Here is an 18,851-nt window from a genome sequence, read left to right on the forward strand (position 1 = left end):
TGTTTTGCACGGGAGTTGTCATGAAGTCAGCATTGATTGTGGAAGATCATCCGGTGGTTCGCTCCATGATCAAACTCGTACTCAAGGGTGAAGGATTCACGCAAATTTACGAAGCCTCCCGTGGCGATCAGGTGTTGTCGCTGATCCGGGAGCATCAACCGGATGTCGTGTTGCTTGACCTGGGTCTTCCCGGTGTGGCGGGGCTTGAGGTGATGGACCGCATCAAGGCCGAAAACACACAATGTCGCGTAGTGGTGTTCACCTCGCTGGAGGCCGAGTTCTATCAGGACCGCTGCATGCGGGCCGGGGCTGTTGCCTATGTTTCCAAGAGCAAGGACCTGGATGACTTGAAGGCCGCGGTGAGTTCGGTGATGGCCGGCTACACCTATTTCGCCCAGATCCCCTCGAGTTCCGTATCGATAGGGGATTTGCAACGCAGTGAAAAACAGTTGATCGACAAACTCTCCAATCGTGAGTTGACCATTCTGCAGTATCTGGCCCGGGGCTCGAAAAACCTGGAAATCGCCGAGATCATGCACCTGAGCTACAAGACCGTCAGTACCTACAAGACCCGACTCATCCTCAAGCTCAACGTGAACTCGTCGGTGCACTTGAGGGATTTCGCCCTGCGCAATCATTTGATCTGAATGAACGCTCTCAGGCGATTGGCTGGTTGGGTGCTGACGGGCCTTCTTCTATGGTCATCGACGGTCTGTGCACAACAGCCGTTGACCCTGTTGGGACGCTCGAGTGCCGAAGGTCTGAGTGTCGGGTGGTCGGAAGCCGAGCAGCGCTGGCTACAACAAAAGGGCCGATTGGTGCTGGCTGTTTCGACGCCGGATTATCCCCCTTTCGAGTTCAATACGGCGGGCAAGGTGTTCGAAGGCGTGACAGCCGATTACGCCGGATTGCTCGAACAAATGTTGAACGTCGACATTGAGGTCGAATGTTATCCGTCGCGGGCCGATGCGGTGCAGGCCATCAAGGAAGGGCGGGCAGACCTGCTGGGAACGGCCAATCGATTTGAAGCCGAGGATCCACAGCTGCAGATGTCCAGCGCCTACGCGGTCGATCAGCCGGTGCTGGTCACGCGTTCCGATTTCCCTCCGGTACTCGACCCGACACTGGCCGGCAAGCGGCTGGTGATGCTGTATCACTACCTGCCCGAATACAGCGTGCAACAGTTCTATTCCAAGGCGCAGGTCCAGCTGTTTCCCTCGACACTGGCGGCGATGGGCGCCGTGGCATTCGGCCAGGCCGATGTCTATCTGGGCGATGCGATCAATGCCCATTACCTGATCAGCAGGAACAACCTGAGCAACGTGCGCCTGACGGACTTCTCGCCCATGGAATCCGGGCGTTTTGCCTTTGCGATGACCCGCGACAACGTTTCGCTATTGCGCATCGTCAACAAGGCGCTGGCGGCCATCACCACCCATGAACAAATGAATATCCTGCGTCGTTGGGGAGCAAACGGGGCATCTATCCCGGGCGCCGAGTCATTGCAATTGAGCGTGGCCGAACAGCGCTGGCTCGAACGCCACCCGCGGGTGAGGGTGGCGATCAACGAAAACATTCCGCCGATTACATTCATCGACAGCGAAGGCAAATTTCGCGGTATCGGCGTCGATGTGCTGACCAAAATCAGTTCGCGTACCGGGCTGCAATTTGACATCCGGAGCGTGAAGTCGGTGGCCGAAATGATGACCGGCATCTCCAGCGGAGAGATCGATGTGCTGGCCGGTATCGGCCTCAGTTCCCTGCGTGACGACGAACTGCTGTTCACCCGGGCGTTTCTGAGCAGCCCTTCGGTGCTGGTGACCCGCGCAGCCGCGGGCAGCCCCAGGACACTGGATGACATGGCGGGAAAAACCCTGGCGCTGACCCGGGGCAACGTTGTCGGCGAGTACATTCGCCAGCATTACCCGTTGATCCGGCTGATGGATGCACCACTGTCGACGGACGCCATGGAAATGGTCGCCCAGGGCAAGGCCCAGGGCGGTATCAACTCGCTGATCAGCGCCCGTTACCTGATTTCCCGGCAGTATCGCGATCGCCTGCAAGTGACCAGCACCGTGGGCACCCACCCCGCCCGAAGCACCCTGGCAACCAGTCGCGAGGCTACCGAACTGCATTCGATTCTGGACAAGGCGCTGTTGAGCATCCCTCCCGAAGAGATCGACGAGCTGACCCAGCCCTGGCGCTATGACTCGATGGTCGAGCAGAGCTACTGGCTGCGACACCGCCAGGCGATCGTGCAGGCTTTTGCGGTGGCGGGTGTCTTGCTGTTGCTCGCGTTGGCCGGGATCGTCTGGCAGCGGCGGCAGATTCGCCAGCGTCAGCAGTTGCTCGGGCAACTGCAGGAAGCCAAGGACGCGGCGGACGACGCCAACCGGGCCAAGACCACGTTCCTGGCCACCATGAGCCATGAAATCCGTACGCCGATGAACGCATTGATCGGCATGCTCGAACTGGCGTTGAAACGGGCCGATGAAGGGGAGACCGACCGCGCCGCCATCGAGGTGGCATCCAATGCCGGACAACAATTGCTGGATTTGATCGGCGACATTCTGGACGTCGCCCGGATCGAGTCCGGGCATTTGTCGCTGGCGCCGGAGCGGGTCAATCTGCACGCGCTGGTGACGTCGGTCTGCCGGGTTTTCGAAGGGCTGGCGATGCAGAAGAATCTGCAGTGGCGGGTCGAACTCGACGAACACAGTGACCGCGACGTGATGCTCGATCCCACGCGCTTCAAACAAGTGCTGTCCAACCTGCTGAGCAATGCGATCAAGTTCACCCGTGAAGGCCGGGTGAGCCTGACGCTGCGCGTGCAGCCTCAAGCCCCGGAGCATCTTGCCGTCAGCGTACGGATCGAGGACAGCGGCATCGGTATCAGCGCTTTCGACCAGCAACGCCTGTTCAGCCCTTTCGTGCAGGCGGGCAACAGTCAGCAGACCGCCCGGCAAGGTTCCGGCCTGGGCCTGGTGATCAGTCGTACCCTGTGCGAAACGATGGGCGGCCATTTGCAGCTCGACAGTGAGCTCGGGCGCGGGACGCGGGTGGATATCAGCCTGGTGCTGCCTGCCCTGCAAGCATTACCCGCAGGGGGGATGGCCCAGGATCCGGCGCAGCTCACGACCCGGGTGTTGTCGATTCTGGTGGTCGACGATTATCCCGCCAATCGCCTGTTGCTCTCGCGGCAACTGAGCTACCTGGGCCATCATGTGGTGCTGGCCGAAGACGGGGCCCTTGGGCTTGAACAGTGGCGCGCAGGTGGGTTCGATCTGGTCATTACCGACTGCAACATGCCGGTGCTCAGTGGATATGAACTGGCGGGCGCGATACGTGAGCAAGAGCAGGTGCAGGGGCTATCGTCGACGCTGATACTGGGCTTTACCGCCAATGCGCAGGCCGAAGAGAAGGCCCGTTGTCAGGCGGCGGGCATGGATGATTGCCTGTTCAAACCGATCCGCCTGGTGGATTTGCAGGCGTGGCTGGCCCAGCGGTTTTCCAGCGCCCCCTTAGCGCCAACTGACGGCCATGGCTTCGCCGAGTTCGATTTGAGTGGGCTGGAGCGCTATGCGGATTCGGACCGCGAGCTGATCGATCAACTGATGCACGATCTGGCGCTGAGCAATCGCGAGGACCGCGTGCATTTGCTGGCCTTGCACGCCGGCGACAATCGTTCCGGATTGCAGGAACTGGCACACCGGATCAAGGGCGGGGCGCTGATGGTGCGAGCGCTTGGCCTGGTCGAGTGTTGCGAACAGCTGGAGCAGGCGTGCAATGACGGTCGTGCGGCACTGGTCGACGATGCCGTCGACCAGTTGCAGCAAGCCATGACCCGACTGGACCAAAGTATCGGGCAGGGTTGAGGCTCAATCCCAGCTCGGTGCGATGCCTTTGGGGCTGGTCAACCGGTGGCCGCGATCCAGCGTTGCGATCAGCGCCATGTCGGCCTCGCTCAAGGTCAACTCGCGCGCCTTCAAGTTGCTTTCCAGGTTGGTCCGGCGAGTGGAAGACGGGATCACTGCGTAACCCGACTGCATGGCCCAGGCCAGGGTGACCTGAGCCGGCGTCGCTTGCAGGCGTTCGGCGATCTGCTGGATGAGCGGGTCGTTGAGGACTTCACCGTAGGCCAGGGTCATGTATGACGTGATGCCGATGCCCTGGCTCTGCGCGAACGCGACGACGTTGCGGTTTTGCAGGTACGGGTGCAGTTCGATCTGGTTGGTAGCGATGTGCTCGGCACCGATGGCCGCTATCGCTTGCTGCATCAGGTCGATGGTGAAGTTGGACACGCCGATCTGGCGGGTCAGGCCCAGGCGCTTGGCTTCGAGCAGGGCGCCCATGAACGCTTCGACCGGCACCTGATCTTCCGGCGACGGCCAGTGGATCAGGGTCAGGTCCAGGTAATCGGTCTGCAGTTTGCTCAGGCTTTCCTTCAGGCTGTCGATCAGGCGATCGCCGGCCAGGTTGGCGACCCAGATCTTGCTGGTGATGAACAGCTCTTCACGGGCAATGCCGCTGGCAGCGATGGCTTCGCCGACGTCGGCTTCGTTCTCGTAGATTTGGGCGGTATCGATCACCCGGTAGCCAAGCGCCAGGCCGGTGCTCACCGAATCGATGACCACCTGGCCTTGCAAACGAAACGTACCCAGGCCGAAGGCGGGAATGGACATTGATGACTCCAGAGGTTGCAGTGGGAATGGGCGGCAGTATCCGCGCCTGCATCCGTGAGAAAAACCGCTGGAGCGGCAAAGCAATGTTTACCGGAAATCATGAATCACCTGCAGTTTTCGGCATTGATGATGTTTGTGCCGGCCTCTTCGCGAGCAAGCCCGCTCCCACAGGGGGAATGCATTGCAAATGTGGGAGCGGGCTTGCTCGCGAAGATGGCGACTCGGTCCAAAGCCTTACCTGCGGCCCCTAAGCAATATCACTACGGCTGAATTCCTCCCCAAGAAAATCGATCAACGTGCGCACCGAAGGCAGCAACCCCCGACGTGAGGGAAAGATTGCATGGATGACTCCGCTTTTCGGTGTCCAGCCCGGTACCAGCTCCACCAGTTGGCCGGCGGCAATTTCGTCGCGCACCACCACGCTGGGCAGGTGCACGATGCCGATCCCGGCGACCGCCGCATGGCGCAAGGCCAACAGATCATCGGTGACCATTCTCGGTGCATGACGAATCATTGCCGTGCTGCCATCGGCGCCGAACAGTTCCCACTGATATTCGCGCTGCGCCGCGCCCCAGTGCAGGCTCGGCAAGCCGCTGAGGTCGGCCGGGGAGGCCGGAGTCGACAGGCGCGATAAAAAGGCCGGACTGCCGACCACGCTCTGGGTGCTGTTGCCCAGTACCTTCATCACCATGTCGGTGTTTTCCAGCGGCGGAAAGCGTACCCGCAACGCAATATCGAAGCCTTCGTGAATCAGGTCGACCCGGCGATTGGTGCTCTCGATGAACAACTCCACCAACGGGTACTTGAGCATGTAGCGGGTCAGCATCGGCCCGACCCAGGAATTGAGCAGCGCCGTCGGGCAACTGACACGCACCAGGCCCTGAGGCTCGGAGCGGTTGCGCTCGATCAGTTCGGCGGCGCTTTCCGCTTCCACCCGCATGGCCAGACAGCGCTGGTAGTAGGCCTGGCCGATTTCCGTCAAGGAGCAATGCCGGCTGGTGCGGTGCAGCAGGCGCACACCCAGTCGCTCTTCGAGTTCGGCAATGCGTCGGCTGAGCTTGGACTTGGGCATGTCCAGTGCCCGGCCCGCCGCCGCAAAACCGTGATGTTCCACCACCTGGGTGAAGTAGTAGAGGGTGTTGAGGTCTTCCACCATCGTTCTCCAAATAGAACGCTAAAGCCGATTTTTGCAGTCTAGCGCAGCAAAGGTCACGGTTTTAAGCTTTGTCCATGGCTTCACTCACCTCACCAGGAGACACCATGAAAAACATCATCGGTATCTACACCAGTCCACGGACCCATTGGGTTGGTGACGGTTTTCCGGTTCGCACGCTGTTTTCCTACGACAACCTGGGCAAACACATCAGCCCGTTCCTGATGCTGGATCATGCCGGCCCCGCTGAATTCACCCCGACTACCGAACGGCGTGGCGTTGGTCAGCATCCGCATCGTGGCTTCGAAACCGTGACTATCGTTTACAAGGGCGAACTGGAGCACCGGGACTCCACCGGCAGTGGCGGCAAGATCGGCCCCGGTGACGTGCAATGGATGACCGCCGCCTCGGGCATCCTGCATGAAGAATTCCACTCCGAAGCTTTCGCCAGGAGCGGTGGCACCCTGGAAATGGTGCAACTGTGGGTCAACCTGCCGGCCAGGGACAAGATGGCCGACCCCGGCTACCAGACGATCCTCGACCAAGACATCCCGAGCATCGCCTTGAAGGACAACGCCGGCAGCCTGCGCCTGATCGCCGGTGAATTCGACGGCCGCGAAGGCCCGGCGCGCACCTTCACCCCGGTGGACGTGTGGGACATTCGTTTGAATGCCGGAAAGTTGCTCACCCTGGATCTGCATGAAGGGCGCAACACCGCACTGGTGGTTTTGCGCGGCACGGTTCAGGTCAATGGCCTGGAGCCGGTGCGCCAGGGGCAATTGGCCCTGTTCGATCGCAAGGGTGATCAGCTGACCCTCGAAGCCAGCGAAGACGCGGTGGTGCTGTTGCTCAGCGGCGAACCGATCGACGAACCGATCGTCGGTCACGGGCCATTCGTGATGAACACCGAGCAGGAAATCCACCAGGCCTTCGCCGACTTCCAGTCCGGTCGCTTTGGCCGGATGCACGCTTAACCCGTTCCGCTTCAACAACCCGCTCTACACAGGATGCGTAGGCCGGTCCGAGGCCAGGGATGGCTGTTGCCTGAAAGAAAGAGGAAACGCATATGAACCCTGTCAATGCTGCCAACTTCGATGGCCAGAAACCCACCATCGACCCCAACGACGCCGCGATGCTGTTGATCGATCACCAGAGCGGACTGTTTCAGATCGTCAAGGACATGGATGTGCCACAACTGCGCGCCAACGCCATTGCCTTGGCCAAGGCCGCAACCCTGCTGAAGATGCCGGTGATCACCACGGCCTCGGTGCCGCAAGGGCCGAACGGGCCGTTGATTCCGGAAATCCACCAGGCTGCACCCCACGCGCAATACGTGGCGCGCAAAGGTGAAATCAATGCCTGGGACAACCCGGAGTTTCACGCGGCGGTCAAAGCCACCGGCAAGAAAACCCTGGTGATCGCCGGCACCTTGACCAGCGTGTGCCTGGCGTTTCCGTCCATCGCCGCCGTGCATGAAGGCTACAAGGTGTTCGCGGTGGTCGACGCTTCGGGCAACCACTCGAAACTGGCCACCGAGCTGACCGTGGCCCGCCTGGCCCAAGCCGGGGTAGTGCCGATCGACATCATGGCGACGCTCTCCGAGCTGCAAGGCTCGTGGAACCGCCCGGATGCCGAGCAGTGGGCCGCTGTCTACGCCCAGGCCATGCCGCATTATCAATTGCTGATCGAGAGTTACCTCAAGGCCCAGCAAGTGGCGAACGAACACGAAGTGCTGGACTCCCGGCGCTAACCGGTTACCCCCACGCCGACTTCCACTCGGCATCGATAACACGCGAGGACTACTGCAATGACCACTTCCTACAAGCGTCTCGACAAGGACAACGCCGCCGTGCTGCTGGTGGATCATCAGACCGGCCTGCTGTCACTGGTACGCGACATCGATCCGGATCGATTCAAGAACAACGTGCTGGCCCTGGCCGACCTGGCCAAGTACTTCAAGCTGCCGACCATCCTCACCACCAGTTTCGAGACCGGTCCCAACGGTCCGTTGGTGCCCGAGCTCAAGGCCCAGTTCCCGGACGCGCCGTACATCGCCCGTCCTGGCCAGATCAACGCCTGGGACAACGAGGATTTCGTCAAGGCGATCAAGGCCACCGGCAAGAAACAACTGATCATCGCCGGTGTGGTGACGGAGGTGTGCGTAGCGTTCCCGGCGCTTTCGGCGCTGGCCGAAGGCTTCGATGTGTTCGTGGTCACCGACGCGTCCGGCACCTTCAATGAGCTGACCCGTGAATCGGCGTGGAGCCGCATGACCGCTCAGGGCGCGCAATTGATGACCTGGTTCGGCCTGGCCTGTGAACTGCACCGCGACTGGCGCAACGACATCGAAGGGTTGGCCACGCTGTTCTCCAACCATATTCCGGATTACCGCAACCTGATGACCAGCTACAGCACGCTGACCAACAGCAAGTAACCCAGCCAACACGCTTGCTCCTGTGGGAGCGGGCTTGCTCGCGAAGGCGGCGTGTCAGGCGATGTAGATATTGGCTGTGCCGGCCTCTTCGCGAGCAAGCCCGCTCCCACACGGTTATTGGGCGTTCCCGGAGTTTGCGCCAGGCCGAGATCCCCTGTGGGAGCGGGCTTGCCCGCGAAGGCGGCATGGCAGGCGATGTAGATATTGGCTGTGCCGGCCTCTTCGCGAGCAAGCCCGCTCCCACACGGTTATTGGGCGTTCCCGGAGTTTGCGCCAGGCCTTGATCCCCTGTGGGAGCGGGCTTGCTCGCGAAGGCGGCGTGTCAGGGTTAGACAGTTGCTCCCACAGGTTTTTTTCAGTGTGTCCAGCCAGACGCGCTCATCCAGAGAAATCAATTGCTCCTACACTACGGCCAATCCGTGCGATCTTCGCGTTATTGGCCCTGGCTGGAGTTGCTTGATGCTGTCATTGCTCACTGAACACCCGCTGATCTGCGCAATGGCGCTGATCCTGATCGATCTTGGGTTGTGGTATTTGCTCAGTGCCCTTGGCATTGGGTGGAGGCTGTTGGTACGGGTGGTGATTTTTTCGTTGTTCAGCCTCCTGCTGTTCAATGAAGGCCTGAACCCGATGGAGCCACCGCCCTGGGCCGACAACGTACCCTTGCATCTGGCGGCCACCGGTTTGCAGATTGGCTGGTGGTTGTTCGGCGCGCGGACCCTGACCGTGCTGATCGGCGCGGTGATGATGCAGCGGGTCGGGCATACAGGGCGGTTGCTCCAGGATTTGCTCGGCGCGGTGATTTTCCTGATCGCGGTCATTGCCGCCCTGGCCTATGTACTCGATCTGCCGGTCAAGGGCGTGCTGGCGACGTCCGGTGCGTTGGCGATCATTGTCGGCCTGGCCTTGCAAAGTACCCTAAGTGACGTGTTTTCCGGGATCGTCCTGAACACCACCAAACCCTACCAACTGGATGACTACATCTCCATCGATGGCATGGAGGGCAAGGTGACCGATATCGACTGGCGCGCCACACGCCTGCAGACCTCCCAGGGTTGCATGGCGGTCATACCCAACTCCCTGGCAGCCAAGGCCAAGATCATCAATTTCAGCCGGCCGAGCGATATGTTCGGCATTTCCGTCTCGCTGGAAGTTAGCCCGCACGCGCGTCCGAACACGGTGATCGATGCTTTGGAGCGGGCCATTCAAGGTTGTCGTGCGTTGCTCGATACACCGTCGCCGAGCGTCAGCCTTAAAACCGCCAGCAACACCGGAGCGGTCTACGAAATCAACGGCTTTGTCGCGTCGATGGACGAGAAACGCTCAGTGCGCAACCAGCTGTACGACCTGGCCTATCGGCACTTGCAGGCATCCGGGGTCAATTTGTTGTCGAGCGTGGAGCCCAGCCCGCCGATCAACTCGACACGCAAACGGGCATTGCTGGATAGCTCGCCGATTTTCTCCACCCTGCGCCAGGAAGAGAAAGACACGTTCAGCCAGAACATGACCCTGCAAACCTTTCGCGCCGGGGAGGTGATCCTGGAAGCGGGGGAGGTCAGCAATCACCTGTTCATTATCGAGTCCGGCGTGATCTCGGTGACCTTGATGCGTCACGGAGCGCCATACGAATCCGGACGCATGGGGCCGGGGGAGGTGTTCGGCGAGGCGGGTATTCTCACCGACAGCGCACTGCCTGCGCAGTTTACCGCCAAGACATTCAGTGGCCTGTACCGCATCGAAAAGTCATACCTCAAACCGTGCCTGGATGCCCGTCACGATATCAACGATGCAATGACAGCCTTGCTCGATTATCGGCTGCAAAAAGCGAAAACCCTGACTCAGGACCTGCCGGTGGTGGTGGAGAAAAAGGGCTTCTTGCGGTGGTTGCGCAATCGGGTGTGAATGGCCGCTGCGCGGATCGCGAGGAGTTCTCGGATAGCCCTTTCTTTCAAGGAGGCACCGCCAGTGGCCTCCTCGACTTTTGAAATATTGGCTATTTGTGTAAACCGGCTGCGGGACTAACGTAGTCACACACTCACTTGCCCTGGAGCACGCTATGAAACCCCGTATCGATTTCTACACTGCCTCGCCTGATGCCCTCAAAGCGATGATCGCGTTGGAAACAGCGGTTTCGAAATTGCCGCTGGAAAAAAACCTGATCGAACTGGTCAAGCTGCGTGCCTCGCAAATCAACGGCTGCGCCTTCTGCATCGACATGCACACCGCCGATGCGATCAAGGGCGGTGAAACCCCGCGCCGCCTGTTCGCCGTGACAGCCTGGCGCGAAGCACCGTTCTTTACCGAGCGCGAACGCGCTGCGCTGCTCTGGACCGAATCCCTGACCCAACTCAGCCTGACCCACGCTCCGGATGAAGACTACGAAGTGGTCAGCGCCCAGTTCTCGCCCAAGGAAATGGTCGACCTGACCGTGGCCATCAGCACCATCAACAGCTGGAACCGTCTGGCCGTAGGCTTTCGCAAAACGCCTCAGGCCTGACCCGCACAAGCATCAATGCGCATCGGCGCTCGGTGCGGCCGGTGGTTGCACCTTGCGCATCAAGGGCACCATCGCCGTGGCGATGATGAAACAGACCATGATCATCAAGAACGCGTCGCCGTAGGTTTGCGTCTGCGCTTCGCGGTAGGTCAACAACCAAAGCTGGTGCAGGCTGGCGGTGACCCCGGTGTCACCGCTCTGGCCGAGGGCGGCGAAGTTGTTGCCGACCTGTGACAGCCATTGGTTGAGCGCCTCGTTGGTGCTGTTGAGGTTCTCCGCCAACCGGGTGAAATGCAGGTTGGTGCGGTCATTGAGAATGGTCGCGCACGCGGCGATGCCGATAGCCCCACCCAGGTTGCGCATCAGATTGAACAACCCCGACGCATGTTTAAGCCTTGCCGGCGCCAGGCCGCCAAGGGTCAGCGTCACGGTGGGCGGCACCGCCAGTTGCTGGGCAATCCCGCGCAAGGCTTGCGGTAGCATCAATTCCCTGGCCCCCCAGTCATGGGTGATCGGGCTGAAATCCCACATCGACAAGGCGAACAGCCCCAGGCCAGTCATCATGATCCAGCGCAGGTCGATGCGGTTGGCCAGAAAGGCATACAGCGGAATCGCCATGATCTGGAACACCCCGGTGGAGAAAACCGCCAGACCAATGTCCAGCGCACCGTAGCCGCGCACCCGGCCGAGGAACAGCGGCGTCAGGTAAATCGTGGCGAACAGGCCGATGCCGGTGACGAACGAGAAGAAGCAGCCAAGGGCGAAGTTGCGATCCTTCAAGGCGCGCAGATCGACAATCGGATTGGCCACATGCAAGGTCCGGCCGATGAACGCCAGCCCGGCCAGGCCGCTGATCCACGCCGTGGTCAGGATCGTGCGGTCGCTGAACCAGTTCCAGCGCGGGCCTTCTTCGAGGGTGTATTCCAGGCAGCCGAGGAACAGCGCCAGAAACACCATGCTCAGATAATCCGCGCCCTTGAGCAGCGACAGTTCCGGCTGGTCGATTTTCACCAGCATCGGCACGGCCACGGCGACAAAGATGCCGGGAACCAGGTTGATGTAGAACAGCCAGTGCCAGGACGATATGTCGGTGATCCAGCCGCCGATCACCGGCCCCAGGGTCGGTGCCAGGGACGCCACCGCGCCGATGGTCGCGGCGGCGATGACCCGTTGCTTGCCGGTGAAGAACACGAAGGCCGTGGTGAACACCATCGGGATCATCGAACCGCCGAGAAAGCCTTGCAGGGCGCGGAAAACGATCATGCTCTGGATATTCCAAGCCACGCCGCACAGCAGGCTGGTCAGGGTGAAGCCCACCGCCGACGCACAAAACAGCCAGCGCGTGGAAAACACCCGGGAGAGCCAGCCCGACAGCGGGATCACGATGATTTCGGCGATCAGGTAACTGGTCTGTACCCACGCGGTTTCATCGGTGCCGGCGGAGAGCCCGCCGCCGATGTCACGCAACGAAGCCGAGACAATCTGGATATCCAGCAGCGCAATGAACATGCCGATGCACATGCTGGCAAAGGCGAAGACCTTGGTCGCCGTCGCCATGTTCGCGGCATTGAACGGTTGCGCCGGGGCGGTGACGGGGCGGCTCATGGCGCGCTGGCCACGACTGGCGCTTCAGGCTCCTTGCGCGTGTCCACTTCAGCGGTGACCGACAACCCCGGACGCAGGTGGCCGAGCACACTGTCGGCCGGATCGAGGTGGATGCGCACCGGCACCCGCTGCACGATCTTGGTGAAGTTGCCGGTGGCGTTCTCCGGTGGCAACACGCTGAACTGTGAACCGCTGGCGGGGGCGAGGCTGTCCAGGTGACCGTGGAACTCCTGGCCCGACAGCACGTCGGCATGGATCACCACCCGTTGCCCCGGCAGCATGCGTGCCAGTTGGTCTTCCTTGAAGTTGGCATCGACCCACAGACCGCTGGTCGGCACCACCGAGAGCAATTGCGAGCCGGCCTGGGCATAGGCGCCAACCCGGGCCCGACGATTGCCGATCACACCATCAACCGGTGCCTTCAGTTCGGTGTAGCCGACATTCAATTGCGCCAGATCGCGCTCGGCCTTGGCCTGGATCAAGGCGGCCCGGGCTTGTTGTTTCTGGGTGTCGATCACATTCAATTGGCGTTGCGCGGCCAGCAATTCAGCCTGGGCGCGGTTGCTTTGGGCCTGGGCAGTCTTGAACGTGGTATTGGCACGCTGGGCGCTTTCCACCGAGACGGCGTTGGTGATCACCAGTTTTTTGTAGCGGGCATCGTCATCCCGCGAACGGGCGGCTTCGGCACCGGCGGCGTCGATGCCGGCGCGGGCCTGGCCGATGACGGCCTGTTGCAGTTGTTCGGTGGCGTCGAGGTTGGCCAGCAAGGCTTCCTGGGCGGCCACTGCGCCTTCGGCCTTGGCCAGGTTGGCACGGTAGTCGCGCGAGTCGAGACGGATCAGCACATCGCCTGCCTTGACCTTCTGGTTGTCGGTCACCAGCACTTCGTCGATATACCCCGCCACTTTCGGCCCGATCACCGTTACGTCGCCACCAATATAGGCGTCATCGGTTTCTTCGATAAAACGCCCGGCACTCCACCAATGCGCGCCATACACACCGGCCAATACCAGTGCCGCGATACCCACGGTGGGCAACAACAGGCGCTTGAGCAGGGGAGGTTTGGCGGCAGTCACCGGGGCAGCCAGGTCGGGTTCAACGGTGGGCATGCTGGTCATGGAAGATTACCTGTTGGAGCGGTGGTTAATTATGATGGCTGTAATATGACGTATGTAATATTTTGTGGCAAATGGTTTTTGCTGCCGGTCGTCAGGTGGCTGGTTTGATGCGAGGGCAGTTGAATAGGTGGCGGTCGATCTGGCGCCTTCGTCGGAACGCCGCCCGGAGCATGCCCGCTCCCACAGGGTATGTGTCGAACAAACTTTTCTGTGAACAACACAGGTCCCTGTGGGAGCGGGCTTGCTCGCGAAGGCGGTGTTACAGACGAAAGAAATGTGGCAAGTAAATGATTGCGGACTCGTCATCCCGGCCGTTCACCCTGACGAGCTGGTCGATAACGGCAATCCGTGTCGTTTCCCGTCAAGTGTGCGCAAGGCGTCGCTCTACACTGCCAGCAACCGATCAACATCCGGGGGAGCACGGGATGAATCAACCTGTCGAGCAACTGCGTATTCGCCTGGCCTGTGCGTTCCGCTGGGCGGCGCGGCTGAACCTGCACGAGTCCATCGCCAATCACTTCAGCGTCGCGGTGTCGGGGGACGGTCGGGAGTTCCTGATCAACCCTTATGGCAAGCACTTCTCGCGGATCAAGGCCAGCGACTTGCTGTTGCTCAACGCCGATGAGCCTGCCAGCCTGGATCGCCCGGACGCGCCAGACATCACCGCATGGGCCTTGCACAGTGCCTTGCACCGCAATCAGCCCCACGCTCGCTGCATCCTGCATACCCATTCGAAATACGCGACGGCCATGGCCTGTCTGGCGGATTCGCGGCTGCCGCCGATCGAGCAGAACTGCATGCGTTTTTTCGAGCGAGTGGCGATCGACGAAGGCTTCGACGGCATGGGCCTGGGTGAAGAGGCGGAGCGAGTCAGCCAGCTGCTGGGGGATAAGCCAATTCTGCTGATGGGTAATCACGGCCTGCTGGTTGTGGCATCGAGCATCGCCCAGGCGTTCGATGATCTGTACTACTTCGAACGCGCCTGCGAGACCTACATCACCGCGCTTTCCACTGGCCGTGAGTTGCGCATCGCCAGCGATGAAGTCGCGCGCAAGACCTGTCGGCAATGGCTCGACTACCCGGGCTTTGCCGACAAGCATTTCAATGCGCTGATGGGGATTCTCGACGAAGAAGAACCCGAGTATCGGAGTCTGTAGGAGCTGGCTTGCCAGCGATGGCGTACCTGAGATCGCCATCGCCGGCAAGCCGGGCTCCTACGAAAAGCGTTCGTCAGTCCGCCTCGACCGGCCGGTGCTCCTTGCGCAGCGGCTGGCGCATCACCGGGGCGGTCCATACCTGGCTGCGGTCTTCGCTGGGCGGGCAGCCGAAGCGGGCTCGATAGGTACGGGAAAAGTGCTCCAGCGAACCGAAGCCCGAGCAGGCTGCCACCTGGGCGACGCTCAAGCGCGTTTGTTGCAGCAAACTGTGGGCCTTGGCCAGGCGCAGGGTGATGTAGTACTTGAGCGGTGACAGGCCGGTCTGATGCTTGAATTGCCGCTCCAGTTGCCGCCGTGAAAGGCCGACCTGAGCGGCAATTGCTTCGCAATCCAGCGGTTCCTCCAACGACTGCTCCATCAAGCCGATGGCGCGGCGGATCTTGCTGCCGTACAGCCCGGTGTTGGTCAGGCCGCCGTCCAGTTGATTGTCGGCCGGCGCGCGCACCTGGCCCATCAACAGGTGCATGCCGATTTCCCGGGCCAGTTCGCTGTCCAGGCTCTGGCCGATCCAGCCCAGCAGCATGTCCAGGGTCGTGGTGGCGCCGGCGCAGGTCATGCGCTGGCGCTCCAGGGTGTAGAGCTGCGGCCTGGCGTGGACCCGCGGATAACTTTCCTGAAAACCCTGCAGGTTGTCCCAGTGCACGGCGGCTTCGTAACCGTCGAGCACGCCGGCGGCGGCGAGCAGTTCGGTGCCGGTTTCCACGCCCATCAGCACGGCGCCGAACAACGCCTGTTTGCGTAACCAGCTTTTGAGTGCGAGGTTGCGGCTGTGTTTGTGCACATCGAAACTGGCGAGCACCACGCACACATCGAACCCCCGGTCGGCCTTCAAGCCGTCATTGGCGACCGTGGTCAGGCCATTGCTGGCCTGCACCGGTTCACCGTCCATCGACAACAGCGACCACTCGAACACGGTGCGCTGAGTCAGCCAGTTGGCAATGGCCAGCGGTTCCAGCACGGCCGCCAGACCGAAGTTGGAAAACGACGGCAACAACAGCACCGCGACACGCAACGGCGCGACGTCGCCGCGCCGCCAGGTGAAAGGTGTTTCGGTGCTGTTGGACGACTGACTGCTCATGGGTGATCTCTATCGTTGCTGCGTTTGCCATTGTGGGTGAATCCACACCGGGGTATCGACGGCCGGCAGTGGTGGCAGGCTGCGAATCAGGTCGCTGGCCTTTTCCGCGATCATCACCGTCGGTGCATTGGTGTTGCCGCTGACGATCACCGGCATGATCGAGGCGTCCACCACTCGCAGTCTGTCGAGGCCATGCACCCGCAGTTGCGGATCGACCACGGCTTCGACATCGCTCGCCAGTCCCATCTTGCAGGTACCGCTGGCATGGTAGCCGGTTTCCGTGACCTGCCTGGCCCAGGCGTCCAGCGCCTCATCACTTTGCGCTTGCGGGCCAGGCACCAGCTCTTCACCACGATAAGCGGCCATGGCCGGTTGCGCGATGATCTCGCGCACCAGCCGTGCGCCGGCGCGCATGTCGGCGCGATCCTGCTCGGTTTTCAGGTAATTGAACAGGATGCGCGGCGGCTGCCTGGGGTCGGCGCTGTTGAGCGTGACGCTGCCCAGGCTGGTGGGGCGCATCAGGTCGATGTGGATCTGGAACGCGTGGCCCGGCACCAGGTCGACACTGCCGGGTTTGACTGCCAGGGGCATGAAGGTCAGTTGCAGGTCGGGAAACTCGACCCCGGCCCGGGAGCGGATGAATGCCCCGGCCTCGAAATGGTTGCTCGCCGCCAGCCCGTCGTGGGTGGCAAACCAGCGTGCGCCGATCCACCATTTGCCCGGCGCGGTGGTCCACGGGTAGAGCGACACCGGTTGCTTGCACAGGTATTGCACCACTGTGTCCGGGTGATCGTTGAGGCGCCGACCGACACCGGGCAGGTCGTGTCTGACCTCGATCCCCAGGTCCCGCAGTTCCGCCGCCGGACCAATGCCGGACAGTAGCAGTAATTGCGCTGAGTTGATGGCCCCGGCGGTCAGCAACACTTCACGCCGGGCGAAGGCCTGGTGGACCGCGCCGTTGTGCTCGTACTCAATGCCGACGGCGCGTTTGCCGTCGAACAGAATGCGCAGCGCCAGAGCGTCGGTGTGCACCTGAACGTTGCACCGGACCAGCGCTTCACGCAGATAACCGCGGGAGGTGCTCCAGCGTCGCCCGGCGCGGGTGGTGCGATCCACCGGGCCGAAGGCTTCCTGGCGATAACCGTTCAAATCATCGCTCAGGCCATACCCGGCCTGTGCGCCGGCCGCCAGAAACGCGGCGCACAATGGCGTCGTGGTATCGCCGGGGGTGACGTGCAGATGACCTGTCGCCCCACGGTAATCGTCCGCGCCATCGGCATGGGTCTGGGCGCGTTTGAAATACGGCAGCACGTCCTGATAACCCCAGCCGACGCAGCCCTGTTCGGCCCAGCCGTCATAGTCCCGGGCATGGCCGCGGATGTAGACCATGCCATTGATCGACGACGAACCGCCCAGCGTGCGGCCTCGCGGCGTGCCGATCCGGCGGCCGTCCAGAAAGGGTTCCGGCTCGGAGCTGTAGCTCCAGTTGTAGCGCGTACCGCCGACCACCAGGCCCACGGCGGACGGCATGTCGATGGTCCAGCTCTGGTCCGCCGGCCCGGCCTCCAGCAGCAGAATCCGCACCGCCGGGTCTTCGCCCAGACGATTGGCCAATACGCAGCCGGCGGACCCGGCGCCCACGATCAGGTAATCAAACGCATGGTTGGGCATGGTTCGGGGTGCTCCATCAATAGAAGGTCATGACACCAAACCCTGTGGGAGCGGGCTTGCTCGCGAATGCGGTGTGTCAGTCGATGGTTTCATTGCCTGATGCATCGCATTCGCGAGCAAGCCCGCTCCCACAGGGACTGCATTCGTCCGGTCAATTCGCGGTCGATCCATGAATCCCGTTAAACACCAACCGGTGAAAGTGATGCACCAGGTGCTCGCTTTCATTGCTGCGCTGGGCATCGATCATGTAGCGCCCCTGGTCGTAACCGAGCGAGCGCAGGCCTTTCTGCACCGAGATGTTCAGTGCGATGTCCTCCGGCCCCAGATCTTCGTTCATCCACTTCATGCACGATGTACTGACCGCCGCCGTTTCGGCATTGCTTGAGTAGTAACCGAAGCGCAGCAGCGAGCGTTCGGCGTCCAGCGGGATCATGATGAATGAGCCCAGGAACTCCGAAAACGGAAAGGTATAGAAGGTGTTGTTCGGCCACATGCCGATGTTGAAGAAGCATTCGTCCGGGTTCAGGTCCTTGCGCAGGGGCACACCGTAGGCTTCGGTCACCGAGAGGTTGGCCGGGGCGATGTAGGTCCACCAGTTGTCGCGTTTGCTCAACTGATAACCCTTGAAGTCGATCAACTTCGCCAGGTCGATATGGCAGGGCCCGGACAGCTTGAAGTGATAACCCTCGATGGAGTTATCCATGATCACCTTCCAGTTGGCCGGCACGATCACGTCCTGTTCCTCGATCAGGCGCATGTTGGCCAGGTCCGGAAACACCCGGCGCATTTCCTCGTCGGCGCCGGGGAACAAGTCCCGCAAGGACGGCGCGGCCGGGTCGAGGTTGAAATAGATGAAACCGCCCAATTCTTCGGTGCGAATCTGCGGGATGTTGAACTGCTGCAACTCGAAGTTTTTCATCTTCTCGCAACGCGGTGCGCTGCGCAGGCTGCCGTCCATTTCGTAGCACCACGAGTGATAGGCGCAACGCACCACACCGCTGGTGGTGCCGCGCCGTTCTTCCAGCAAGCGGTTGCCGCGATGCTGGCAAACGTTGTGAAACGCATGGATCTGGCCCTGACGATTCTTCGCCACCACCACGCTCTGGTCGAACAGATCCGTGACCACGTACTGACCCGGTTCGGCAAACTCACTGACGTGCCCGGCCACGTGCCAGGCGTGCATGAAAATGTTGTCGCGCTCGGCCTTGAACAGGGTTTCGTCATAGAAGTAACGCGAGGGCAGGGTGAAGGCTTCTTCCGGGTCCTGGTGGTCCCAGCCGTCGATCGAGCTTTGGGTCTTGAGGTTGTGAATGGGTTGCATGGGGGCTCTCCTCGGTGCCTTGCGCCGCACGGTACGGCTTTGTTGTGGGTCCTAATCTAGGGGGCAGAGAGGCGG

At 61.4% G+C, this 18,851-nt stretch carries 15 protein-coding genes; 8 read left to right on the forward strand and 7 right to left on the reverse strand.

Going from position 1 to position 18,851, the window contains the following annotated elements:
* The first annotated feature begins 20 nt into the window (after nucleotides 1-20).
* Together ACEN8Q_RS01135 and ACEN8Q_RS01140 are read left to right on the forward strand one after the other, a co-directional pair.
* Nucleotides 21-647: a response regulator gene (locus ACEN8Q_RS01135; protein WP_413427877.1), complete on the forward strand. Its 627-nt coding sequence runs from the start codon at nucleotides 21-23 to the stop codon at nucleotides 645-647.
* Nucleotides 648-3,875 carry a transporter substrate-binding domain-containing protein gene (locus ACEN8Q_RS01140; protein WP_413704346.1) on the forward strand — a complete coding sequence of 1,076 codons (3,228 nt, stop codon included), beginning with the start codon at nucleotides 648-650 and terminating at the stop codon, nucleotides 3,873-3,875.
* Between the two features lie 3 nt (nucleotides 3,876-3,878).
* Here ACEN8Q_RS01140 and dkgB read toward each other — a convergent pair whose 3' ends face one another.
* Both dkgB and ACEN8Q_RS01150 read right to left on the reverse strand, forming a co-directional pair.
* The gene (gene dkgB, locus ACEN8Q_RS01145; RefSeq protein WP_413704347.1) at nucleotides 3,879-4,682 is read right to left on the reverse strand and encodes a 2,5-didehydrogluconate reductase DkgB; all 804 of its coding nucleotides are present in this window, start codon (nucleotides 4,680-4,682) and stop codon (nucleotides 3,879-3,881) included.
* Nucleotides 4,683-4,929: 247 nt separating this feature from the next.
* Nucleotides 4,930-5,838 carry a LysR family transcriptional regulator gene (locus tag ACEN8Q_RS01150; RefSeq protein WP_223531675.1) on the reverse strand — a complete coding sequence of 303 codons (909 nt, stop codon included), beginning with the start codon at nucleotides 5,836-5,838 and terminating at the stop codon, nucleotides 4,930-4,932.
* 104 nt (nucleotides 5,839-5,942) lie between these two features.
* Here ACEN8Q_RS01150 and ACEN8Q_RS01155 point away from each other — a divergent pair, with 104 nt between their 5' ends.
* From ACEN8Q_RS01155 to ACEN8Q_RS01175, 5 genes are all read left to right on the forward strand, one after another.
* Nucleotides 5,943-6,809, forward strand: a complete 867-nt coding sequence (locus tag ACEN8Q_RS01155) for a pirin family protein (RefSeq protein WP_413427874.1) — start codon at nucleotides 5,943-5,945, stop codon at nucleotides 6,807-6,809.
* A 92-nt stretch (nucleotides 6,810-6,901) separates the two neighbouring features.
* Entirely contained in the window at nucleotides 6,902-7,585 is a 684-nt protein-coding gene (locus ACEN8Q_RS01160; RefSeq protein ID WP_413704348.1) for an isochorismatase family protein, read from the forward strand.
* Nucleotides 7,586-7,642: 57 nt separating this feature from the next.
* Nucleotides 7,643-8,269 (forward strand): isochorismate family cysteine hydrolase YcaC, encoded by a 627-nt coding sequence (gene ycaC, locus ACEN8Q_RS01165; RefSeq protein ID WP_413427873.1) that lies wholly within the window; start codon nucleotides 7,643-7,645, stop codon nucleotides 8,267-8,269.
* Between the two features lie 459 nt (nucleotides 8,270-8,728).
* Entirely contained in the window at nucleotides 8,729-10,171 is a 1,443-nt protein-coding gene (locus tag ACEN8Q_RS01170; RefSeq protein ID WP_413704349.1) for a mechanosensitive ion channel domain-containing protein, read from the forward strand.
* 154 nt (nucleotides 10,172-10,325) lie between these two features.
* Nucleotides 10,326-10,766 carry a carboxymuconolactone decarboxylase family protein gene (locus ACEN8Q_RS01175; RefSeq protein ID WP_008017565.1) on the forward strand — a complete coding sequence of 147 codons (441 nt, stop codon included), beginning with the start codon at nucleotides 10,326-10,328 and terminating at the stop codon, nucleotides 10,764-10,766.
* Between the two features lie 12 nt (nucleotides 10,767-10,778).
* On the opposite strand, the gene ACEN8Q_RS01180 is transcribed toward ACEN8Q_RS01175, so the two are convergent.
* Together ACEN8Q_RS01180 and ACEN8Q_RS01185 are read right to left on the reverse strand one after the other, a co-directional pair.
* On the reverse strand, nucleotides 10,779-12,371 hold the full coding sequence (locus ACEN8Q_RS01180) for a DHA2 family efflux MFS transporter permease subunit (RefSeq protein WP_413427871.1): 1,593 nt from the start codon (nucleotides 12,369-12,371) through the stop codon (nucleotides 10,779-10,781).
* Nucleotides 12,368-13,489 (reverse strand): HlyD family secretion protein, encoded by a 1,122-nt coding sequence (locus tag ACEN8Q_RS01185; protein ID WP_413427870.1) that lies wholly within the window; start codon nucleotides 13,487-13,489, stop codon nucleotides 12,368-12,370. The genes ACEN8Q_RS01180 and ACEN8Q_RS01185 overlap by 4 nt, the downstream gene beginning before the upstream one ends.
* A 425-nt stretch (nucleotides 13,490-13,914) precedes the next feature.
* Here ACEN8Q_RS01185 and ACEN8Q_RS01190 point away from each other — a divergent pair, with 425 nt between their 5' ends.
* On the forward strand, nucleotides 13,915-14,646 hold the full coding sequence (locus ACEN8Q_RS01190; RefSeq protein ID WP_413704350.1) for a class II aldolase and adducin N-terminal domain-containing protein: 732 nt from the start codon (nucleotides 13,915-13,917) through the stop codon (nucleotides 14,644-14,646).
* A gap of 73 nt (nucleotides 14,647-14,719) precedes the next feature.
* On the opposite strand, the gene ACEN8Q_RS01195 is transcribed toward ACEN8Q_RS01190, so the two are convergent.
* The 3 genes from ACEN8Q_RS01195 to ACEN8Q_RS01205 all read right to left on the reverse strand — a co-directional run bounded on the left by ACEN8Q_RS01195 (nucleotide 14,720) and on the right by ACEN8Q_RS01205 (nucleotide 18,776).
* A complete protein-coding gene (locus tag ACEN8Q_RS01195; RefSeq protein WP_413427868.1) occupies nucleotides 14,720-15,784 on the reverse strand; it encodes a GlxA family transcriptional regulator in 1,065 nt (354 codons plus the stop codon).
* 9 nt (nucleotides 15,785-15,793) lie between these two features.
* Nucleotides 15,794-17,455 carry a choline dehydrogenase gene (locus ACEN8Q_RS01200; protein WP_413704351.1) on the reverse strand — a complete coding sequence of 554 codons (1,662 nt, stop codon included), beginning with the start codon at nucleotides 17,453-17,455 and terminating at the stop codon, nucleotides 15,794-15,796.
* Between the two features lie 151 nt (nucleotides 17,456-17,606).
* The gene (locus tag ACEN8Q_RS01205) at nucleotides 17,607-18,776 is read right to left on the reverse strand and encodes an aromatic ring-hydroxylating oxygenase subunit alpha (RefSeq protein WP_413704352.1); all 1,170 of its coding nucleotides are present in this window, start codon (nucleotides 18,774-18,776) and stop codon (nucleotides 17,607-17,609) included.
* Between the last annotated feature and the right edge of the window lie 75 nt (nucleotides 18,777-18,851).

Source organism: Pseudomonas sp. Pseusp16 (assembly GCF_047324915.1).
GTDB classification, from domain to species: domain Bacteria; phylum Pseudomonadota; class Gammaproteobacteria; order Pseudomonadales; family Pseudomonadaceae; genus Aquipseudomonas; species Aquipseudomonas fluorescens_CD.

Bases quoted from the DNA above. Each gene is read 5' to 3' on its own strand.
- ACEN8Q_RS01135 (WP_413427877.1), top strand. From the start codon at position 21: ATGAAGTCAGCATTGATTGTGGAAGATCATCCGGTGGTTCGCTCCATG.
- ACEN8Q_RS01140 (WP_413704346.1), top strand. From the start codon at position 648: ATGAACGCTCTCAGGCGATTGGCTGGTTGGGTGCTGACGGGCCTTCTT.
- dkgB (WP_413704347.1), bottom strand. From the start codon at position 4,682: ATGTCCATTCCCGCCTTCGGCCTGGGTACGTTTCGTTTGCAAGGCCAG.
- ACEN8Q_RS01150 (WP_223531675.1), bottom strand. From the start codon at position 5,838: ATGGTGGAAGACCTCAACACCCTCTACTACTTCACCCAGGTGGTGGAA.
- ACEN8Q_RS01155 (WP_413427874.1), top strand. From the start codon at position 5,943: ATGAAAAACATCATCGGTATCTACACCAGTCCACGGACCCATTGGGTT.
- ACEN8Q_RS01160 (WP_413704348.1), top strand. From the start codon at position 6,902: ATGAACCCTGTCAATGCTGCCAACTTCGATGGCCAGAAACCCACCATC.
- ycaC (WP_413427873.1), top strand. From the start codon at position 7,643: ATGACCACTTCCTACAAGCGTCTCGACAAGGACAACGCCGCCGTGCTG.
- ACEN8Q_RS01170 (WP_413704349.1), top strand. From the start codon at position 8,729: ATGCTGTCATTGCTCACTGAACACCCGCTGATCTGCGCAATGGCGCTG.
- ACEN8Q_RS01175 (WP_008017565.1), top strand. From the start codon at position 10,326: ATGAAACCCCGTATCGATTTCTACACTGCCTCGCCTGATGCCCTCAAA.
- ACEN8Q_RS01180 (WP_413427871.1), bottom strand. From the start codon at position 12,371: ATGAGCCGCCCCGTCACCGCCCCGGCGCAACCGTTCAATGCCGCGAAC.
- ACEN8Q_RS01185 (WP_413427870.1), bottom strand. From the start codon at position 13,489: ATGACCAGCATGCCCACCGTTGAACCCGACCTGGCTGCCCCGGTGACT.
- ACEN8Q_RS01190 (WP_413704350.1), top strand. From the start codon at position 13,915: ATGAATCAACCTGTCGAGCAACTGCGTATTCGCCTGGCCTGTGCGTTC.
- ACEN8Q_RS01195 (WP_413427868.1), bottom strand. From the start codon at position 15,784: ATGAGCAGTCAGTCGTCCAACAGCACCGAAACACCTTTCACCTGGCGG.
- ACEN8Q_RS01200 (WP_413704351.1), bottom strand. From the start codon at position 17,455: ATGCCCAACCATGCGTTTGATTACCTGATCGTGGGCGCCGGGTCCGCC.
- ACEN8Q_RS01205 (WP_413704352.1), bottom strand. From the start codon at position 18,776: ATGCAACCCATTCACAACCTCAAGACCCAAAGCTCGATCGACGGCTGG.